The organism is Vibrio sp. M260112, from assembly GCF_036533775.1.
Lineage (GTDB): Bacteria > Pseudomonadota > Gammaproteobacteria > Enterobacterales > Vibrionaceae > Vibrio.
The window spans coordinates 112,619-132,811 of sequence record NZ_JATABH010000010.1; the positions used below are offsets into that span (position 1 = coordinate 112,619).

Consider the following 20,193-nt stretch of genomic DNA (forward strand, 5'->3'; position numbering starts at 1 on the left):
CTCCCCCTGGCGAGCTAGCAAGACATTACTACGTCTAATGTCGCTATTTTACTCTAAATAGTAAATTTTATGGTAAGTAGCGTTTTGGATTGACTGACTTACCTTGATAGCGAATTTCAAAGTGCAAACGAACACTACTGGCTCCGGAGCTGCCCATTGTTGCAATCTTTTGGCCTGCTTTTACACTCTGTCCTTCGTGTACTAGCAACCGATCATTATGTGCATATGCACTGAGGTAATTGTCGTTATGTTTAATAATCACGAGATTACCGTAACCGCGTAGCGCATTGCCTGAATAAACGACGGTGCCACCTGCTGTTGATACGATAGATTGACCACGCTGTCCTGCGATATCAATACCTTTGTTCCCTTGATCTCCAGCAGAGAAGTTTTTGATTACTCTCCCTTTTGTTGGCCATAACCACTTGGAAATTTTGTTGTTGTTTGAAGTTGATTTACTGGCTGTGTTGGTCACTTTTTGTTTGTCGTTAGAACCAACATACTCCTTTGATTTCGATTGATCAACCTTCTTAGGAGGATCTTTTTTAACCTGTGTTTGATTGTTTTTTGTACTACTTGGAGTAACCTTTTGATTCGAGTTTTTACTCGACACTGTACTCGTTTGTGGTTTCGACGGTACTGCTGCAACCGCGATTGCAGCTCCAGCACCTGTACCACCATAGGCTGGAGCATTGTATGCAGGTTGCCATAACTTAAGCTTCTGACCAGGGTAAATCGTGTAAGGCGCTTTTAATGAGTTGTAGCTAATTATCTCATTAACATCCTTGTCAGTAACATAAGCAATGAAATATAGCGTGTCGCCTTTTTCTACCTGATAGTAACTGCCTCGATAACTGCCACGAGAAACAGAGCCATAGTCTTTTTGAAGACCAGATACTGGTGCAGGCGAATGAGCAGCACATCCAAATAACATACTGCCTAATCCAAGAATGAGAAGTAAGACGATACAACGCTTCATTACTATGCGAGGTCACCCGCGACTAAAGGAACAAAACGCACCATCTCAATGATCTCTGAACTGAATTGATCATCTTGGCGAGTGATCTTTAACAGTTGCTGCTCTTCTGTTCCAACCGGGATAACCATAATACCTTTATTATTCAGTTGCTCTAGTAATGCAGAGGGCACCGATTCGGCTGCCGCTGTGACGATAATGGCATCAAACGGTCCCTTAGCTGGCCAGCCTTGCCAACCATCGCCATGCTTAGTCGATACATTATATATATCTAACTGTTTAAGGCGCCTTTTCGCTTCCCACTGCAATGCTTTAATACGTTCGATAGAGTAAACATGATCGACAAGCTGCGCTAACACCGCAGTCTGATAACCCGACCCCGTTCCTATCTCAAGAACACGACTGTCTCTGCTTAGCTCTAACATTTCTGTCATTTTAGCGACAATGTAGGGCTGTGAAATTGTCTGTCCCTGACCAATAGGCAACGCGTTATTATCATAGGCTTGGTGCATCATCGCTTGAGAGACAAATTGCTCTCTAGGAAGGCGATAAATAGCATCAAGTACCTTTTTATCTTGTATGCCACTCGCGACAAGAAAGTCGATTAATCTGTCAGCATGTGGATTGACCATTGTTACTTATCCTTTAACCAATTATCCATACTCGCAAGAGACTCATGGGCCGTAAGATCGACTTGAAGCGGAGTGATGGACACGTAACCGCGTTCAATGGCAAAAAAGTCGGTACCTTCACCCGCATCTTGTTCTTTGCCTGGAGGACCAAGCCAATAAATATCATGACCACGCGGATCTTTCTGCTTAATCATTGCTTCTGCGTGATGGCGCGCACCAAGTCGAGTCACCACAGTGCCTTTCAGCTGTTCAGGCTTCACATCAGGAACATTAACATTCAGTAAACGGTTCGTTGGGATCGGTGATCGAGCATGCTGAGCAACCATTTGACGCGCAATATTGGCGGCAGTTCCAAAATGATGTTTGCCAACTAAAGAGAAAGCAATGGCTTGAACACCAAGAAAATGACCTTCCATCGCTGCCGCAACCGTGCCTGAATAGAGCACATCATCACCGAGGTTCGCACCATGATTAATGCCCGTTAAAACAAGATCAGGCAGTTGATCTTTCATCAATTCGTTGAGAGCAAAATGAACACAATCCGTCGGCGTACCTTGCACAGAATAGACCTGTGGAGCTATTTGATTCACTCGCAAAGGCTGCTCTAACGTCAGAGAGTTGGAAGCTCCTGAACGGTTACGGTCAGGGGCAACAATCGTCACCTCTGCCATATCGCGTAGCGCATCTGCCAGAGTATGAATGCCTTCCGCATGCACTCCATCATCGTTACTGATCAATATTCTCAGACGTCTATCGCTCATTGGTATTGGCGCTCCACTTCGATCTCTTCAATGAGTTCTCGAATAATCGCTGTCGCGAAACAACCAGCGTCCAGAGAGAAGGTTAGCGTTACATTATCTCCCTCAACTTCCCAACTCAGATCTTGAGGCATCAAGCCAATTTCACGACGATCATGGCGCATTCTATTACCACGAATCAATGCCATCAGATCGGGTTCCGCATCTAAATGAGGTTGCTCAAGCGTTAAAGCCTGATTCTTGGTAGGCAGTTCATTGTCACCGGCCAAAGCCGCTGTAAGCTGAACATCCCCTTGCATCAACTGGCTATTGACTTGATCTAAGCTGTCAAGTTCAACGGTTTGTAATGCGTTATCTTGTAGGATCAAATCACCATCGACAGCTTGCGTGAATAGACCTTTTTCAATCCGCTCAGAAACAATGCGGTTAAAAATCCATGAACGAGCCGCAGAAAGGTACAGACTGCGTTTGTTTTGGTTGCGCGTGCGAACATTTTCACGTCCCCAGCGTCTTGCCTCGCTAAGGTTGTTGCCTTGATTACCAAAACGCTGACTACCAAAATAATTTGGCACACCGACTTTACTCACCGCTTCTAGGCGCTGTAAAACATCAGCGACATCGGTGACTTCCGAGAGAGTGATAACAAATTGGTTCCCAACCAGATCGCCTGGACGTAACTTCTTGTTATGTCTATCTGTCGCCAATATCTCTATGTTCGGATATTGAGCAAGGAACGAAGAGAAGTCAGGCGTATCACCTTTAGGTAGATGAATGCTCAACCACTGCTCAGTAACAGCATGGCGATCTTTTAGACCAGCCCAACTGACATCCTTAGATTTTACACCACATACCTTTGCCAACTCGTTAGCGACAAAGCTGGTGTTTTCCCCGCTTTTACGGATGCGCACCATTAAATGCTCACCACTGCCAGTAAACTCAAAACCAAGATCTTCATTAACTTGGAAATGTTCTGGTTTGGCTTTTAGCTTACCTTTAGACGTTGGCTTACCATTTAAGTACGCCAATGAAGATAGAATATCAGACATAGTATTTTCCATACTGAACGAAGGATTGCTGTCGCATCCCCACGTTCAATAAGCTTTGTTATTCTTTAACAAGCAACACAACTGCTTCAGTTGCGATGCCTTCTTTTCGCCCAGTAAAACCAAGGCGTTCTGTCGTTGTTGCCTTGACATTAATATTAGTCAAATCGGTCTCAAGGTCTTGGGCTATAACTTGACACATAGCGTCGATATAAGGCGCCATTTTAGGGGCTTGGGCAATAATCGTAATATCCACATTCCCTAAAATATAGCCTTGCTGACGTACTCTCCGGTACACATCACGCAGCAAATCTCGACTGTTGGCGCCTTTCCATTTGTCATCCGTATCAGGAAAGTGTCGACCAATGTCTCCAGCAGCAATCGCACCAAGCAATGCATCACATAAAGCATGTAAAGCCACATCACCATCGGAATGAGCAATCAACCCTTGTTCATAGGGGACCTCGACACCGCCAATAACAACGGGACCTTCTCCACCAAATTTATGTACATCAAAGCCGTGGCCAATTCGAATCATGAGTTATCCTTTATTTCTCGTCAGATAAAACTCGGCTAACGCTAAATCTTCAGGTTGAGTTATTTTTATATTGTCAGCTCGGCCATGAACCAAAGCTGGCTTCTCCCCAAGCCATTCAATAGCAGACGCTTCGTCAGTAATTGGGACACCTTGGTCTAGTGCTTGCGACAAAGCATATCTAAGCGGTTGAGTTTTAAAAAGTTGTGGTGTTAATGCATGCCACAATGCTTCCCTATCAACGGTGTGGTCGATATTTTGTTGAGCATTCGCTCGTTTCATCGTATCTCTGACTGGCGTAGCAAGAATGCCACCGAGTTGATTGGTAACCGCTACCTTAATCAGATTATCGATGTCATTTAGGTCAACACAAGGTCTCGCCGCATCGTGAACCATTGCCCACTGCGCTAACTGATTACTCTCGATGTAATCAAGGGCTGATAGCACAGAGTCCGCTCTTTCCTTGCCTCCAGAGACTCTTATCACCTCTGGATTATTCGCCAAACTGAGTTGAGGAAAATATGGGTCATCATCACTGATGGCGACAATAACTTTGTCGACTAATGTGTGAGTTAAGAGCTTCTCAACAGTATGCTCGAGAATGGTTTTTCCTGATATTTTAAGATACTGCTTTGGACGATCTGCCTGCATGCGACTGCCGACACCCGCAGCAGGAACCACCGCCACAATGGAGAGTGAAGAGGTTAACGTCATTTAATTATTCTCTCCAACGATACGATAGAAAGTCTCACCTTCTTTAATCATACCTAGCTCATGCCTAGCACGTTCTTCGATAGCATCTAGGCCTTGGCGTAAATCGTCTATTTCTGCGAACATTTCATTGTTTCTAGCTTGAAGATTGTTATTCACTTGATGCTGAACCTGCGTTTCAGCGTTCACTGCTTGAAAATCTGAAATACCATTTTTGCCAAACCACAGTTCAAATTGTAGCCAGCCAAGAATCAAGCATAAGGTCAGTGCAAAAATTCGCATATGATTAATCAAAGAAGAGAAAGATCAAGACCACATATATACCACAATGTCGCTGCTGGCGCGAGATTGGGCTATGTGGTCTTAGTTAAGATCATGTTGAAAATGAGTTCGTTAGTTCAGTGTCAAAAACGCAATAAGTCCGACACCAAGTAGCAAACGGTAAATCACAAATGGGGTCATTCCCATACGAGAAATTAATTTCAAGAAGAAGTGAATACAAATATATGCACTAATAAATGACGTAACGATTCCCGTCATCAGGAAGCCGAAATGAATGGGCTCACCACTAGTTACTAATTTGAGACCTAAGTAACCACCCGCAAGCAGAATAATTGGGATAGACATTAGAAATGAGAAACGCGCTGCCGCTTCTCTAGTAAATCCGAGATAAAGTGCGGCGGTAATTGTCGCACCTGAGCGAGAGGTTCCAGGGATCATTGCCAAAGCCTGGCTGATACCGATAAACAGAGCTTTCTTCCAATCGGCACTATATTCATCATCCACTAACTTGGCATTTTTATCGACAAACCACAGCAGCAAGCCAAAAACGATGGTTGTTGTCGCAATGACCCATGCGCTACGCAAGTAGATTTCAATAAAGTCCTTCATCAGTAGGCCAAAGACACAAGCCGGAATCGTCGCTAAAACTATCATCCATGCCAGTTTTGACTCTTTGCTTCGCTCTCCCTTAAAAATGGAGGCAAAGAAAGCAGAAAGAAGACTAACAACTTCATTGCGGAAGTAAATCACCACCGCGGCTAACGTACCAACATGGACGGCAACATCAAAAGCCAGGCCTTGATCTTCCCAACCTAAAATTGCCGAAGGTAGAATTAGATGCGCTGAACTCGAAATGGGCAAGAATTCCGTCAAACCCTGAATTAGAGCCAGAATAAAGGCTTCAAAGTAACTCATTAAAATCTCATCTTTTTTATTAGCTAAACCACATAGGAACAGGCTCTAGAACAACATCAAAATGGGATTGCTGCCAGATTTGTTCAATCGTTCGCCCATCTTGAGGCACAACCAGCTGTGGACAAAGCTCCACCAAAGGCTGGAGAACAAAAGCATATTTAAAAATATCGCGGCGTGGTAATTGCGGTTTTTCGCTGGAAACCTGTTCACCAAACAAAATAATGTCGAGATCGACCGTTCTTGGCTCAAACTTACCCGCGTCCACCGCGCGCCCCCATTTCAGCTCAATATCTCTCAATTGACGTGAAAATTCTGTCAATGTAAGTGATGTTTTGATCTCTGCCACTAAGTTGTAGAAGGCATGGCTTTCAAAACCAACGGCTTCGCATTCGAAAATCGTCGAAAGACGAATATCCTGCCCGAGAGCTCTAAGCTCTTCAATCGCCGCTTGAATATGCTTGCGTCGATCGATATTCGATCCTATGCCAACATAAGCGGTTATCATGCAACGCCTCGTTCGATGATAACACCCACTCCTTTAGCTTGCGGTACAGCTCCTGGCTTGGTTAAACGAATCTTAATCCAAGGCACATTGAAACGCGTCATGATCAACTCAGCGATCTCTTCTGCAACACGCTCAACAAGCAGGAAACGTCCACCTTCAATATACGATAGAACGGCGGAACTCACCTGAGCATAATCCAAAGCATCAACAACATCATCGCTTTTACCTGCCGGACGATTGTCATGAGCCATTTCAATATCAAGCACTAACTTTTGCTTAATCTCTTGCTCCCAGTCGTATACACCGATCGTAGTAATTACTTCCAATTGCTCAATAAATACTTTGTCCATCTGTTACTTCCTTAGAGGTCGGATACCCAAATCAGGTAAAAAGTCGTACAATTTCTGCCTCAAACCTCGTACATGTGTAGTTTGAGAGCGTCAAGCGCGATATGATATCAGTTACTTGCTTGGCTAACACCTGTTTCGGACGAGTTCTCTACTATGACCCCACTAGCGCTGGTTATGATCATTTCAGCCTATCTACTAGGCTCGATCTCGAGTGCGGTTTTAATTTGTCGTATTTTGAGATTGCCGGATCCACGAGGAGTGGGTTCGAACAATCCGGGCGCAACGAATGTTCTTCGAATCGGAGGCAAGAAAGCCGCGGTTGCTGTCTTACTCTGTGACATGCTGAAAGGCACCATACCCGTCTGGGGTGGTTACTTTTTAGGTATTGATCCCATTATGCTAGGCGTGATTGCCATAGCGGCTTGCTTAGGACATATGTACCCTATTTTCTTCCATTTTAAAGGCGGAAAAGGCGTAGCAACTGCACTGGGCGCGATCGCTCCTATTGGATTAGATCTGACCGCGATGATTATTGCTACGTGGATTGGTGTTGCTTTTTTGTTTCGATATTCTTCACTCGCGGCACTTGTCACTGTATTGCTCGCACCGTTCTACACTTGGATGATAAAGCCACAATATACTCTGCCAGTCGCCATGCTCTGCTGTCTGATCATTTTCAGACACCATCAGAATATAAAACGCCTATTGGAAGGTACTGAACCTAAAGTCGGTGAAAAGAAGAATGGATTAAATAAAGCCTCATAACGAGGCTTTATTTTTGGATGGCGAACAACTTTAAGCGTGAATTCTGTCTAGGAAATTTTTAAGCATTTCTGTGACAAATTCCGGCTGTTCAAGATTCGAGATATGCCCAGCCCTCGGGATCTGAATGAGTTCTGAACCACTAATGCAATCGTGCATAAGATAAGACTCTAGCACTGGGCGAGGTTTATCCTCCTGCCCAACTGCAATCAGCACCGGCAGAGCAAACTTCTCAATATCTTCAATCTGATCTCGACGACCAAACACCATTCGCCCTACTCGTGCGACCTCTACAGCTTTCTCACCTTTCAATGCCAGCAGAGATTGAACGAACTGATCCACCAATTGAGGGTTATCTTGCTGAACATTATTGGCAAAAAATAGCGGCGTGACGGCTTCGGCAATCGGTGCAGGCACCGCTTGTGCCTGACAGATGGCATCGAGCATCGCAAAATACTTTTTATGGGTAACTTCAGGCTCCAAGCCAACAAATGTATCCATCAGAACTAGGGCATTCACACGCTGCGGCGCGAGTGAGACAAGTTCAGTCCCCCACATTCCCCCAACCGATAAACCAACCAGTGAGAAAGTTTCAATATCTAGGTGATCCATCAACGCAAGAATTTGCTGAGCGTAGTCAGTCAGTGAGCGTGTTGAACTAGGAGCAAAGTCAGAATCACCATGTGCCCACAACTCAGGGACAATACAACGATAGTGTTGGCTCAATGCCTCAACCTGCGGAGCCCACATTTGGCTGTCCCACAAGTAGCTGTGACCAAAAACAATCACAGGTCCTTGACCTACATCCTGATAAGCCATTTCACAGCCATCAATGGCAAACTTATTCATCTTTTGTATTCCAGATATTATTTCAAAAGTGCAGCCTATCATTATTTGCGTAATGAAGAGCTCGGAGCTTAGATATAGCAAGGTCGCCCAATGAGGCGACCTTTTTTATGCATCGTTAGATTATGCAATAGACTCAAGTTGGTCGATCGGCCAACGTGGCACCGCTTGAACGGAAAGATCGGCGACTTCACCATTTTTTAGACGCTGCATACCTGCGTAAGCGATCATCGCGCCATTGTCGGTACAGAACTCAGTTCTAGGGTAGTAAACTTCGCCGCCGATTTTCTTCGCAAGCTGTTCTAAATCGGCACGTAATCTGCGGTTAGCACTAACGCCACCTGCAATTACGATACGCTTGAATCCCGTTTGTTCCAGTGCACGCTTACACTTGATAGTTAAGGTTGCACACACTGCCTCTTCAAACGCAAGGGCGATATCTGCACGCGTTTGCTCATCATCGCCATTCGCTGCAATGGTATTCGCGGTAAAAGTTTTTAAACCAGAAAAACTCATATCTAGACCCGGACGATCTGTCATTGGTCGTGGAAACTTGAAGCGACCAGGCGTGCCTTTTTCGGCCAATTTCGATAGCAGTGGACCTCCAGGATAATCGAGCCCCATCAGTTTCGCGGTTTTGTCGAACGCTTCACCTGCTGCATCATCAATCGATTCACCCAGAATCTTGTATTCACCGATGCCTTTAACTTCAACCATCATAGAGTGTCCACCCGACACTAACACCGCAACAAATGGGAAAGGAGGTGGATTATCTTCCAGCATCGGAGCAAGTAGGTGGCCTTCCATATGATGGACAGGAACCGCCGGAACTCCCCAAGCATAAGCAAGGCTGCGACCAATTGTTGCGCCGACTAACAACGCCCCCACAAGACCAGGGCCTGCCGTGTAAGCAACGCCGTCAATATCTTTTGGAGTCAGATTTGCCTCAGCCATAGCGGCCTTGATCAACGGAATTGTTTTCTTAACGTGATCACGAGAAGCCAGTTCAGGAACGACACCACCGTAATCGGCGTGAAGTTTTACCTGACTATAAAGCTGATGAGAAAGTAGCCCCTTCTCATCATCATAAATGGCAATTCCCGTTTCATCACAAGAGGTTTCGATACCAATAATGCGCATGGTTTACCCTGGATGTCTTTGTCTCAAATTCAAAATTGGCGCAATCTTACCGCGCCTTAGCTTCTCAAACAAATTTTGTGCAAACTCTACCCAACAAAATACTTTACAAAGCCAGTGTGATCGGATTAAAATTCCGCACCATTTTTGATCAAGCTGATTGTAGACCTAGCGACTAAGTTAGGTACTGTGAAGTCAGCATTAACGAATTAACCCCTGAGGTGAAAGGCATATGCCAGTAGTTAAAGTACGTGAAAACGAACCGTTCGACGTTGCACTACGTCGTTTCAAACGCTCTTGCGAAAAAGCAGGTATCCTTTCTGAAGTGCGTCGTCGTGAGCACTACGAAAAACCAACTACAGTTCGCAAACGCGCTAAAGCAGCAGCTCAAAAGCGTCACGCTAAGAAGCTTGCTCGCGAAAACGCTCGTCGCGTTCGCCTGTACTAATAACTAAGTCCTAAAGGATTCTAGTTATGGCTCTGATTGAAAAACTCAAAGAAGAGCAAAAATTAGCGATGAAAGCCAAGGACAAAGCGCGCCTTGGCACTATCCGTTTAGCTCTGTCAGCAATTAAGCAACGTGAAGTAGACGAACAGATTACTCTGAACGACGATGACATTCTTGCTGTTCTGACTAAAATGGTTAAACAACGTCGCGACTCTGTCGCTCAATTTGAAGCAGCTAATCGTCAAGATTTAGCTGATGCAGAGAAAGCTGAAATTACCGTACTTGAGGAATTTATGCCTCAACCACTCACTGACGATGAGGTAGCAGCATTGGTTGACAATGCGATTGCTGAATCAGGTGCTGCGGGCATGCAAGACATGGGTAAAGTAATGGGCGTTCTTAAACCTCAAATTCAAGGGCGTGCAGATATGGGTAAAGTAAGTAGTTTAGTTCGCTCTAAACTGGCTTAATCTCCCAAATCAATTGCAACAAGCCGTGCTATCCTTCGGAATGCGCGGCTTGTTTGTATCTACTCTTTCATTTTTTGTTAGTGCGTTTTTCTAAGGTTTTATGGCAGGACACATCCCTCGTAGTTTCATTGATGACCTCCTCGCTCGACTCGATATTGTCGACATTGTTGACGCTCGCGTAAAACTTAAGAAAAAAGGCAAAAACTACGGCGCTTGCTGCCCTTTCCACAACGAAAAAACGCCTTCTTTCAGCGTCTCTCAAGAAAAACAGTTCTATCATTGCTTTGGCTGTGGTGCACACGGTAACGCCATTGATTTTATGATGGAGTATGAACGCTTAGAGTTTGTCGAGGCGATTGAAGAACTCGCCTCTTACCTCGGATTGGACGTTCCTAGAGAACAAAGACAAGGCGGTGGTTTTCAATCCAACCAACCGCGAGCCAATACAGAACAAAAGCGTAATCTATACGACATTATGGGCAGCATTGCTCAGTTTTATCGTGATCAGCTCAAACTGCCTAAAAGCAAAATAGCCATTGATTATCTGAAAGATCGTGGGTTGTCCGGCCAAATTGTACAGAAATTTGGTATTGGATATATAGCCGATGAATGGGACTTAGTACGCAAGAATTTTGGTCAAACACAGCAAACGCAAGATATGTTGGTTACTGGCGGTATGCTGATCGAAAACGATAATGGCAATCGCTACGACCGTTTTCGTGGACGTGTGATGTTTCCAATTCGAGATCGCCGTGGACGAGTGATTGGATTTGGTGGCCGTGTTATTGGCGACGGCACGCCTAAATACCTAAACTCTCCAGAGACGCCGATCTTCCATAAAGGCAAAGAGCTTTACGGCCTTTATGAAGTCATGCAGGCATACCGAGAGCCACCACAAATCTTAGTGGTTGAAGGCTATATGGATGTGGTTGCTTTGGCCCAGTATGGCGTGGATTACTCCGTCGCTTCGCTAGGTACATCGACGACAGGTGATCATATACAGCTGCTTTTCCGCCAAACGAATACAGTGGTGTGTTGTTATGATGGTGACAGAGCGGGTAAAGAAGCCGCGTGGCGCGCTCTTGAAAATGCGCTTCAGTATTTAAAAACCGGTAACACGCTTAAATTTTTGTTCCTACCTGATGGCGAAGACCCCGATAGCTTTGTCCGTGCACACGGTAAAGAAGCATTGGAACAAAAAATTGAGCAGGCTACTCCACTTTCAAGCTATCTATTTGATAACCTGATCGAAATCCATCAGTTAAACCTTGGAAGCCATGAAGGTAAGTCGGCGCTAAGGGCACACGCCAGTGCGCTTATTGACAAGATTCCAGATCCCTATTTTCAAGAGTTACTTGAAAAACTCTTAGATGAAAGAACAGGATTTGATAATAGGCTTCGCCAAGCTCGCAAAAAAAACACAGAGACTCGACCTCAGCCACATAAAGAGATCAAGCGCACACCAATGCGTGAAGTGATCGCTTTGCTTATTCAAAATCCGAACTATGCTGATATGGTACCGGATCTCTCAACTGTGAGAGAGTTAACAGTGCCAGGTCTAAGTTTATTTGTCGAAGTGCTTGAATATTGTCACCAGCACCCCAATATAACTACGGGCCAGCTACTTGAGCGCTGGCGAAATAGTAGCCATGAGGCATTGTTGTCACGTCTAGCTGGGTGGGAAATCCCCCTCGACGAAGACAACGAAAAAGATATATTTTTAGACTCGCTGGACAAAATTCTTGCCCAGTGTGTTGAAAAGCAAATTGAAAATCTGCAGGCCAAAGAAAGAAGCGTCGGTTTATCAACCGAAGAGAAACGGGAGCTACTAGCGTTAATGCTAGATTTAAAAGCGTAACCCTATTCAGATAGTCAGCAATCAATTAATTTGTTAAGATGTTTGGTTTGCAACTCGCATACTAATTCCTTCACCAGATACTAAGTTGGATACCGTCTATGGATCAAAATCCGCAGTCACAGCTAAAACAACTTGTCATTAAAGGCAAGGAACAAGGCTATCTGACCTACGCAGAAGTAAACGACCACCTGCCAGCAGAAATCGTCGACTCAGAGCAGGTCGAAGATATCATTCAAATGATCAACGACATGGGCATCCGAGTAGTAGAAACTGCTCCTGATGCTGATGATCTTGCACTGAATGATGACGATACAATCACCGATGAAGATGCTGCAGAAGCCGCAGCGGCTGCGCTATCTAGCGTAGAAAATGAGATCGGCCGTACTACAGATCCTGTTCGCATGTACATGCGTGAAATGGGTACTGTTGAACTATTGACTCGTGAAGGCGAGATCGATATTGCTAAGCGTATTGAAGATGGTATTAACCAAGTTCAAAATGCAGTGGCAGAGTATCCTGGCACTATTCCATACATTCTTGAACAGTTCGATAAAGTTCAAGCAGAAGAACTCCGTCTGACAGACCTTATTACAGGCTTCGTTGATCCGGATGCTGATGAAACAACCGCGCCAACAGCTACGCACATCGGTTCTGAGCTTGCTGAATCTGATCTTGAAGATGAAGACGCAGATTCAGACGACGAAGATGGGGATGACGAAGAAACTGAAGAGGAAGAAGATACAGGTATTGATCCTGAACTTGCTCTAGAGAAGTTTACTTCGCTACGTAACACTTTCCAAAACTTCCAGCTAGCGTGCAATGAATACGGTGGTGAAAGTTCAAAAGCACAAGCCGCTCACGAGCTTGTGTTAGATGTGTTCAAAGAGTTTCGTCTAACTCCAAAACAGTTCGACTACCTAGTTGAAGAGCTACGCACTTCAATGGAACGTGTACGTACTCAAGAGCGTCTTATCATGAAGGCAGCGGTTGAGTATGGCAAAATGCCGAAGAAATCATTCATCACGCTATTCACGGGTAATGAATCAAGTGATGCATGGCTTGACGAGATCTTAGCGTCTGATAAACCATACGCCGAAAAAATTCGTCGCAGTGAAGAAGATATTCGCCGTTCAATTTCAAAACTGAAAATGATCGAAGAAGAAACTTCTCTGACAGTTCAAAGCATCAAAGATATCAGCCGTCGTATGTCTATCGGTGAAGCGAAAGCTCGTCGCGCGAAGAAAGAGATGGTTGAAGCGAACTTACGTCTGGTTATTTCTATCGCTAAGAAATACACCAACCGCGGCCTACAATTCTTGGATCTTATCCAAGAAGGTAACATCGGCCTGATGAAAGCAGTAGATAAGTTCGAATATCGTCGTGGCTACAAGTTCTCAACTTACGCCACTTGGTGGATTCGTCAGGCAATTACTCGCTCGATTGCAGACCAAGCTCGTACGATTCGTATTCCGGTTCACATGATTGAAACCATCAACAAACTGAACCGTATCTCTCGTCAAATGCTACAAGAGATGGGCCGTGAGCCTCTGCCAGAAGAGCTAGCAGAGCGCATGCAAATGCCTGAAGATAAGATTCGTAAAGTACTTAAAATCGCTAAAGAGCCAATTTCTATGGAGACACCAATCGGTGACGACGAAGATTCGCATCTAGGTGATTTTATCGAGGATACTACGCTAGAACTGCCTCTAGACTCTGCAACCGCAACCAGTCTAAAAGTAGCAACTAAAGATGTTCTAGCAGGTTTGACTCCGCGTGAAGCGAAAGTACTGCGTATGCGTTTTGGTATCGACATGAACACTGACCATACTTTAGAAGAAGTAGGTAAGCAGTTTGACGTAACTCGTGAACGTATCCGTCAGATCGAAGCAAAAGCACTGCGTAAACTTCGTCACCCTAGCCGCTCAGAAACTCTACGCAGCTTCCTAGACGAATAGTCGATAGCTTATTTTCTCGACAATTGATTAAAAGGTGGGCTAAAGCTCACCTTTTTTATATCTATTCGATTTAAGTGGATAAAAACTAAGCGCATTTATACCCGTTACTGGCTAGACAGCTAGATCCTCATCCCCTATAATCATTGCCCTATAAGGCCCCTTAGCTCAGTGGTTAGAGCAGTCGACTCATAATCGATTGGTCCCCAGTTCAAGTCTGGGAGGGGCCACCAAATTCCAGAAGGTTAGTAAGCGTAGTGTTTACTAACCTTTTTTTGTACCTGACGATTTTGGGTCAGGTAATGGGTCAGGTAAGCCCCAATCACGCACTCTTCTCTGCCTTCTTCCAATACTAATCCGAATACTACGCTGTTGCCAAATATGTCGTTTTGGCTGATAAATATCTCTCATAGAGAACAAAGAGAGAGATTGAACTCGCAAACCAACCATAAGTAACTTAAATTGCACTTATAGATAATTTCTTATACAGCCATGACAAAAGTGAGTTATAGTGAACTTATACATTAAGACGAACCCAATAGTGACAAAAGTACATTAAAAGGCACTTATGAAAAAAGGTAAGATGGTAAAGGCACAACCTATGCCTGATTTGAATACCGAGTTCAGTATGGAAACGCTGGGGAGCGCCATTCGCTCAAAGCGTACCGATAGAGGCTGGCGTATTGATGATCTCGCTTCAAAAGCCAACTTATCTCGTAGAACCGTCATGAAGGTAGAAAAAGGCGATACCAGTGTCACCTTTGCCAATGTACTCGTCCTCATGGATATCTTAGGGCTGTCGTTACGCCTTATCGACTTAAACCTATTTGTTCGTCCACATAGCCAAATAACCTCCCAAGCTGAAAACAGCGTGAGAAACGGTGAGGACGGTTGGTATGAGTAAGTTACAACAGTTAGATGTGTTTATCGGTACGAATACCAAAATTGGTCGTTTGATTCTTCCTGTCGGAACAGAAACAGCGTTTTCATTCATCTATGAAGATGAATGGAAACACACTGGTTTCCCAATTTCGCCACACATCCCTTTCAATGATCGGGCTTCGCCACGTAGTATTGAGAACTACCTCAGAAATCTCCTTCCTGAAGGAGAAGCCTTTGAGGAGATGATACAAAACACCACTATCTCCAAAAACAACACGTTCGGGCTGATTCGTAAGCTTGGTGCGGAAACATCTGGCGCACTATCTTTTCGAGTTCCAAGCTCGGAACTTGGGGAAACCAGTTTTAGATCTGTTCCTGATGATGAACTAATAGAACGACTAGAGCGAAATCTAGCGCCATTAGTGTATTGGGACGGTAAGGTTCGCCTTTCGGTTGCTGGTGTTCAAAACAAGTTAAACTTACTTAAGCGCGGTGATGAATGGGGGTTTGGTGAAGGCAAATTAAGTTCGAACTACATTCTGAAGTTTGAAAGCGGTAGAGCACCGTGTATTGCTGTTAATGAGTTCTTTTGCATGACATTAGCCAAGCTAGCAGGTTTGGACGTCGCTAATGTTGAGTTAACTCGCATTGGGAAGACTAGGACACTGATCATAGAGCGGTTCGATCGTGCCTATATCGAGGCTCGTGATGTCGTTCAACGAAGACATGTGATTGATGGCTGTCAGGCAACTGACTTACCTCCAGGTTACAAATACGAGCGTCAGAATGGGGATGAAGGCGATGGCGTATATATGCGTGATGGCGTTTCTTTCCCACGCCTACTGAGCGTCAAAACCATAGACACGGTCATCACTAACCTAAAGCTCACCCAATGGATGCTCTTTAATCTAGTAACGCAAAACTACGATGCCCATGGTAAAAACATTAGCTTCTTCGTCACCCCTAAAGGCCTGGAACTGACCCCTTTTTATGATTTAGTCAACATAGAAGCTATCGCTCAAGAGGGAGCAAAACGCAACTCACGCAGTGGTAAGTTGTCTGCTGATGAGGGGCGTGCCGCCAGTATCCCTCAATATTTTGCAATGTCGATAGGAGATTGGGAAAGTGAAGACTTTCAAAATCCGCCGAAAGGTAACTTCAAACGCCCTATCACCAGCTATGATTTAGCTGAATTCGGCGCTCTACTGGGTTATTCAGGCACCAAAATGGCTTCCATAATGGTAGAAACCGTTGGTGCTATAAAAAATGCTCTGAAGGAAGCGATTGAACTTACCGAAGCCCAAGGAATCGAGGATGGAGAACGTGAACATATAGAACTATGTGTATCACTCATTCACTCAGAATGTGACAACTTGCTAGCTCAAGCCGACAGCGTGCCAGAAATGAGTGAGCTTCTATGATGTTAAACGCAGCTTGTAATATGAAGATTTATGCCGACCAAATTGAGACTATCTATGGGGAAATCAATTCTTTAAAATCATGTTAGCGCAATAAAGTATTGTATATTTACAAAGCCAAAGACAAGTTCTGAAAGACAAGAGCAGCTCCTTGGTTTTATAAACCCATCCTACTCACTCTTTAGACAGGTCACTCATGAGCGTTGATAAGGGAATGTAGAACACAATACCAATCAAAAACGTGATTATCTGAGCAACATAAAATTTAAAGTTAATATCAGGAATAAGTTGAAATCCGATATACATAGTCATAGATAGAATAGACACCACAAAGATATATACCTGATAAGTACTAAATCTATCTCTTCTCTTGTTTTTGTCAGGAACATCAAGTGTCTTAGCAAGCAACTGTCCGTACATGATTGAAGTTGCTAGAGAGAAGTCAGACAACTTTAAGAACGACATCAAATCACTATTAAGCATTTTTATTAAGAACAGCACCAAAAGCGGCAAAGCTATGAATACAGCTTCCTTCTTCGCAGTGTCGTAGGCTCTAGTCATTTTCCAAATCCAGTGTGAACTGCTCTATTTCGCTCTGTGGGATGACTCGAATCACTTTTATAATTTCCGTTTCATGTGATACGCGCTTCTTAAACTTATTGGATTTCCGCTTCGTTCTTACTAGAACATGCAAAGCATCCCCTGGCCAAATTTCTTCTTGATGATTCGCCCACTTTTTGAACCATTTAGCATCTAACATTTTAGCACTAAAATTCTTCGGCTTACGCTGACTACACTCAAAATCCCATTGCAGATTTTCTACATAAGACGGACGTCGAACGATAAAAACTTCTTTTGACGGAAAAGGCTGAACAGTATCTTCAAAAATCTGATCTCCCGTACGAGGACAGGAAAAGTCTTTGCTGATATCAGAAAAATCAAAGTCACGACCAAACTGCACTAAGTCAGTCGGAGAAAGAATGCCTTTAGCTTTGTAGATTTTATTTAGCGCATCAGCGACATCTACTAGATGAGCATCACCCTCACAAGTAAACTGTTCAAAAGAAGGCTCATTAGCCGATGCAATCGTATAAACATTATCCACAAAAGTCCGTACATCGTTTTCTGAATCAATCTTATTAGCTTTCGCTATTTCTTTTCTAACTCCATTATAGATACCATCAAAAATGTTATTCAGATTAACATTGCGAACTTTGTCTTTAAGCTTTGCACCAATATCAGCTATACATGAACCTTCACGGGTACTGTCCAATGAAGAAATGAATTCAATATCGTTGCCGTAGCCTTTGATAAAGGCTTCTTGAAGTTCATTGAAGCCTTCTACATATGCAGCCATTGCGTGGAAAACGCGCTCAGGCCTTCCTTCGGTTTTATCAAAGTCGATTCGGATTGAGTAGCCAGCAGACATATAAATCTCCATTATTCAGTCTGTTAGATTCTCACCTTTAGCACGAAATGACACAAGTAATTTGTTATTAAAAAGGGAAAGATCATACTGTATTTACGAGTAACGCATGAATGACATCTCTTCCACATTCCCCGCTCAAACACAAGTGAAGATTAAAAACACTCAGTATCTAAAACCAATACTGTATGTTTTCTGAGGTGTGGCCTCAAGAAAGGCTTGATTGCATATATAAAAATCAATACTCTGTTAGGGCTTCACGCAAAAGGTGTGGAGGGCTGTGACAGATTGTCAATGTATTTATCCTTGCAGAGCCAAGATAAACACATCGTCATGAAGCGTAAGATTAACATCGTATAGTCTCCATCGCAGATTACATTATATATCATTTCTAATAGATCGCGGCGAGTGCCTCTCGGGGCCAGATGATTGGTTAGGCCAGTTAGTTAAAGCCCAAGAGGATATACGGAAAGGCCGCATGTCCACTTCTCTTGGGTTTTGCTAGAGCTTATTCCCTAAGAATGAAAAATACATCATGCCCCTTTTGGTATACGAAACGGAACTATCTACATTTTGATGTTCCTGTTTCAGTAAAAAAAGCCGAGAAAATCGCAACAAGTAGCTCATCGGTAGCGAAACATGCATTCTTTCCTTTTATCTCATATAGTTTTCAGCTAACAAAACTGGATAGAGATACTTCTACAGGTAAGCTTTACCGCAAACCAAAGCCAAGAGGCGTTGCCTACTCATCTCATGTAGATAGCCATATTTATGCTTACTACGCTAGCCAGCTATCAAGCTTATATGAGCAGAAAATTGAAGAGTCAGATCTACATGAATCGGTTTTAGCGTTTAGAAAGCTCAACGGTAAAAGTAATATTCATTTTGCGGATGACGCTTTTAATTACATACGTCAAATGAAAGAATGCTCAGCCATCGCTCTGGATTTTTCTAAGTTTTTCGACACCCTTGATCATCGAATTCTAAAAGAAGAATGGAGTAAACTACTCCAAGTCAAACATCTTCCCAAAGATCATTACAACGTTTTTCGCTCCCTAACCAAATTTTCTATAGTTGAACGAGATGAGCTTTTCAAAACGTTTGGTATATCTCAATATAACCCAAAAGCAAATGGAAGAAATCGCGTCTGTACTCCAATTGAATTCAGAGAAAAAGTTCGTGGTTGTGGTTTGATCAAGTCAAACCCTAATGGCGCAATGGGTATTCCTCAAGGCTCTCCAATCAGTGCATTACTCTCTAACATTTACATGTTTTCATTTGATGAACACATGAAGAACTATGTTGATTCTTTTGGTGGGAAGTATTTTAGATATTGTGACGATATGCTGTTTATCGTCCCATCAGATCATAGGGATATGGTTGAAACTTTAGCTAACAGTAAAATCAAAGCCTTAAAGGTGAAAATAAACAGCGACAAAACAGAGATCAGAGATTTTAGGTTCCAAAATGATATGCTTTGCTCATTTGACGAGTCAGGTAAACAAAAGCCGCTGCAATATCTTGGTTTCCTATTCGATGGTAACTCTATCTTCCTCCGCTCTACAGCTCTAGCTCGCTACTCAGAAAAGATGAAAGGTGGAGTTAAATTGGCTAAGAAAACCATGGAGAAAGAAAACCGAATACGCAAAAGTAAAGGCGAACCAGAACAAGATCAGCTTTACAAAAGAAAACTTCACCGTTTGTACTCTTTCCGAGGTAGAAGAAATTTCCTTTCATACGGCTACCGAGCAGCGAAGATTATGAACTCAAAAAGCATCAAGAAACAATTGAAGCCTCTATGGCAACGCCTTCAAGACGAAATAGATAAATAATGAAAGTGACACTTATTAAGGGCTTTTAGCTAGCTAGAACATTTTTATCTATTAATTAAATGAGCAAACTTTATTTTTTGATGATTTGAGCGAGAACAGTGTTCTCGCAGTAGCATTCTTCTCAGGCAGCTAGACTCAAAAGGTTAACTTTTATGTTCTGAGAACCCCCTTCTATACGGTTAGACTGCTTGAATCCTCACTCACATTCAACAGTCGCAAGTGTAGCGACACTTAGGATACGCAGAGCAACCATAGAAAAACTAAAAGGACAGGCACTATTAAAAGATACTGATGCTCCAGGCATAATCTATCGGTGAAATCGGTATTAATTTGTCCGACAGGGGGAGAGGGGTGCGTTCTGTCTGTCACGGTTTTGCGTGAATGAGTCTATTGAGGCTTTTTTGAGTATCGAGTGGCTCACCAGTAACATTTTTTGGTTTGGTGTGGGTTTCTTA

The 20,193-nt window shown here is 43.6% G+C and carries 22 protein-coding genes and 1 tRNA gene; 9 read left to right on the forward strand and 14 right to left on the reverse strand.

The annotated features are described in order from the left end of the window. Positions 1–67: 67 nt before the first annotated feature. From nlpD to folB, 10 genes are all read right to left on the reverse strand, one after another. Positions 68–979 carry a murein hydrolase activator NlpD gene (gene nlpD, locus QTN95_RS07145; protein WP_331416930.1) on the reverse strand — a complete coding sequence of 304 codons (912 nt, stop codon included), beginning with the start codon at positions 977–979 and terminating at the stop codon, positions 68–70. A 2-nt stretch (positions 980–981) separates the two neighbouring features. Continuing rightward, positions 982–1,608, reverse strand: a complete 627-nt coding sequence (locus tag QTN95_RS07150; protein ID WP_138971397.1) for a protein-L-isoaspartate(D-aspartate) O-methyltransferase — start codon at positions 1,606–1,608, stop codon at positions 982–984. A 2-nt stretch (positions 1,609–1,610) separates the two neighbouring features. Then, entirely contained in the window at positions 1,611–2,369 is a 759-nt protein-coding gene (gene surE / locus QTN95_RS07155; RefSeq protein WP_331416932.1) for a 5'/3'-nucleotidase SurE, read from the reverse strand. Beyond that, a complete protein-coding gene (gene truD / locus QTN95_RS07160; RefSeq protein WP_331416933.1) occupies positions 2,366–3,412 on the reverse strand; it encodes a tRNA pseudouridine(13) synthase TruD in 1,047 nt (348 codons plus the stop codon). The genes surE and truD overlap by 4 nt, the downstream gene beginning before the upstream one ends. Positions 3,413–3,470: 58 nt before the next feature. Then, positions 3,471–3,947: a 2-C-methyl-D-erythritol 2,4-cyclodiphosphate synthase gene (ispF, locus tag QTN95_RS07165; protein ID WP_331416935.1), complete on the reverse strand. Its 477-nt coding sequence runs from the start codon at positions 3,945–3,947 to the stop codon at positions 3,471–3,473. Positions 3,948–3,950: 3 nt separating this feature from the next. Further along, a complete protein-coding gene (ispD, locus tag QTN95_RS07170; protein ID WP_331416936.1) occupies positions 3,951–4,658 on the reverse strand; it encodes a 2-C-methyl-D-erythritol 4-phosphate cytidylyltransferase in 708 nt (235 codons plus the stop codon). Further along, a complete protein-coding gene (ftsB, locus tag QTN95_RS07175) occupies positions 4,659–4,937 on the reverse strand; it encodes a cell division protein FtsB (RefSeq protein ID WP_138971402.1) in 279 nt (92 codons plus the stop codon). A gap of 111 nt (positions 4,938–5,048) precedes the next feature. Continuing rightward, positions 5,049–5,852, reverse strand: a complete 804-nt coding sequence (locus tag QTN95_RS07180; protein WP_138971403.1) for an undecaprenyl-diphosphate phosphatase — start codon at positions 5,850–5,852, stop codon at positions 5,049–5,051. A 19-nt stretch (positions 5,853–5,871) separates the two neighbouring features. Further along, positions 5,872–6,357, reverse strand: coding sequence for a 2-amino-4-hydroxy-6-hydroxymethyldihydropteridine diphosphokinase (gene folK / locus QTN95_RS07185; RefSeq protein WP_331416937.1), 486 nt, complete (start codon positions 6,355–6,357; stop codon positions 5,872–5,874). Continuing rightward, positions 6,354–6,707, reverse strand: coding sequence for a bifunctional dihydroneopterin aldolase/7,8-dihydroneopterin epimerase (gene folB / locus QTN95_RS07190; RefSeq protein ID WP_138971405.1), 354 nt, complete (start codon positions 6,705–6,707; stop codon positions 6,354–6,356). Before folB ends, folK begins: the two co-directional genes overlap by 4 nt. Before the next feature lie 153 nt (positions 6,708–6,860). Here folB and plsY point away from each other — a divergent pair, with 153 nt between their 5' ends. Beyond that, positions 6,861–7,472, forward strand: a complete 612-nt coding sequence (plsY, locus tag QTN95_RS07195) for a glycerol-3-phosphate 1-O-acyltransferase PlsY (RefSeq protein WP_138971406.1) — start codon at positions 6,861–6,863, stop codon at positions 7,470–7,472. A gap of 30 nt (positions 7,473–7,502) precedes the next feature. Here the strand turns inward: plsY and QTN95_RS07200 are convergent, their stop codons facing one another. Next, positions 7,503–8,318 carry an alpha/beta fold hydrolase gene (locus tag QTN95_RS07200; protein ID WP_331416938.1) on the reverse strand — a complete coding sequence of 272 codons (816 nt, stop codon included), beginning with the start codon at positions 8,316–8,318 and terminating at the stop codon, positions 7,503–7,505. Between the two features lie 120 nt (positions 8,319–8,438). Next, positions 8,439–9,455 (reverse strand): tRNA (adenosine(37)-N6)-threonylcarbamoyltransferase complex transferase subunit TsaD, encoded by a 1,017-nt coding sequence (gene tsaD, locus QTN95_RS07205; protein ID WP_138971408.1) that lies wholly within the window; start codon positions 9,453–9,455, stop codon positions 8,439–8,441. A 229-nt stretch (positions 9,456–9,684) separates the two neighbouring features. On the opposite strand from tsaD, the gene rpsU reads away from it, so the two are divergent. From rpsU to QTN95_RS07240, 7 genes are all read left to right on the forward strand, one after another. Continuing rightward, positions 9,685–9,900 (forward strand): 30S ribosomal protein S21, encoded by a 216-nt coding sequence (gene rpsU, locus QTN95_RS07210; RefSeq protein ID WP_001145625.1) that lies wholly within the window; start codon positions 9,685–9,687, stop codon positions 9,898–9,900. Positions 9,901–9,926: 26 nt separating this feature from the next. Continuing rightward, positions 9,927–10,370, forward strand: coding sequence for a GatB/YqeY domain-containing protein (locus QTN95_RS07215; protein ID WP_331416940.1), 444 nt, complete (start codon positions 9,927–9,929; stop codon positions 10,368–10,370). 100 nt (positions 10,371–10,470) lie between these two features. Continuing rightward, positions 10,471–12,228 (forward strand): DNA primase, encoded by a 1,758-nt coding sequence (gene dnaG, locus QTN95_RS07220; RefSeq protein ID WP_331416942.1) that lies wholly within the window; start codon positions 10,471–10,473, stop codon positions 12,226–12,228. A 98-nt stretch (positions 12,229–12,326) separates the two neighbouring features. Next, on the forward strand, positions 12,327–14,183 hold the full coding sequence (rpoD, locus tag QTN95_RS07225; protein ID WP_331416943.1) for an RNA polymerase sigma factor RpoD: 1,857 nt from the start codon (positions 12,327–12,329) through the stop codon (positions 14,181–14,183). Positions 14,184–14,337: 154 nt separating this feature from the next. Beyond that, a tRNA-Ile gene (locus tag QTN95_RS07230) sits at positions 14,338–14,413 on the forward strand. A 335-nt stretch (positions 14,414–14,748) separates the two neighbouring features. Next, a complete protein-coding gene (locus tag QTN95_RS07235) occupies positions 14,749–15,084 on the forward strand; it encodes a helix-turn-helix domain-containing protein (RefSeq protein ID WP_331416944.1) in 336 nt (111 codons plus the stop codon). Further along, the gene (locus QTN95_RS07240; RefSeq protein ID WP_331416946.1) at positions 15,077–16,483 is read left to right on the forward strand and encodes a HipA domain-containing protein; all 1,407 of its coding nucleotides are present in this window, start codon (positions 15,077–15,079) and stop codon (positions 16,481–16,483) included. Before QTN95_RS07235 ends, QTN95_RS07240 begins: the two co-directional genes overlap by 8 nt. A 171-nt stretch (positions 16,484–16,654) precedes the next feature. Here the strand turns inward: QTN95_RS07240 and QTN95_RS07245 are convergent, their stop codons facing one another. Further along, entirely contained in the window at positions 16,655–17,041 is a 387-nt protein-coding gene (locus QTN95_RS07245; protein ID WP_029850666.1) for a hypothetical protein, read from the reverse strand. Then, entirely contained in the window at positions 17,034–17,909 is an 876-nt protein-coding gene (locus QTN95_RS07250) for a hypothetical protein (protein ID WP_031829223.1), read from the reverse strand. Before QTN95_RS07250 ends, QTN95_RS07245 begins: the two co-directional genes overlap by 8 nt. Positions 17,910–18,427: 518 nt before the next feature. On the opposite strand from QTN95_RS07250, the gene drt2 reads away from it, so the two are divergent. Then, complete coding sequence (gene drt2, locus QTN95_RS07255; protein WP_029850663.1) at positions 18,428–19,738, forward strand: antiviral reverse transcriptase Drt2; 1,311 nt, start codon at positions 18,428–18,430, stop codon at positions 19,736–19,738. Positions 19,739–20,193 lie beyond the last annotated feature (455 nt).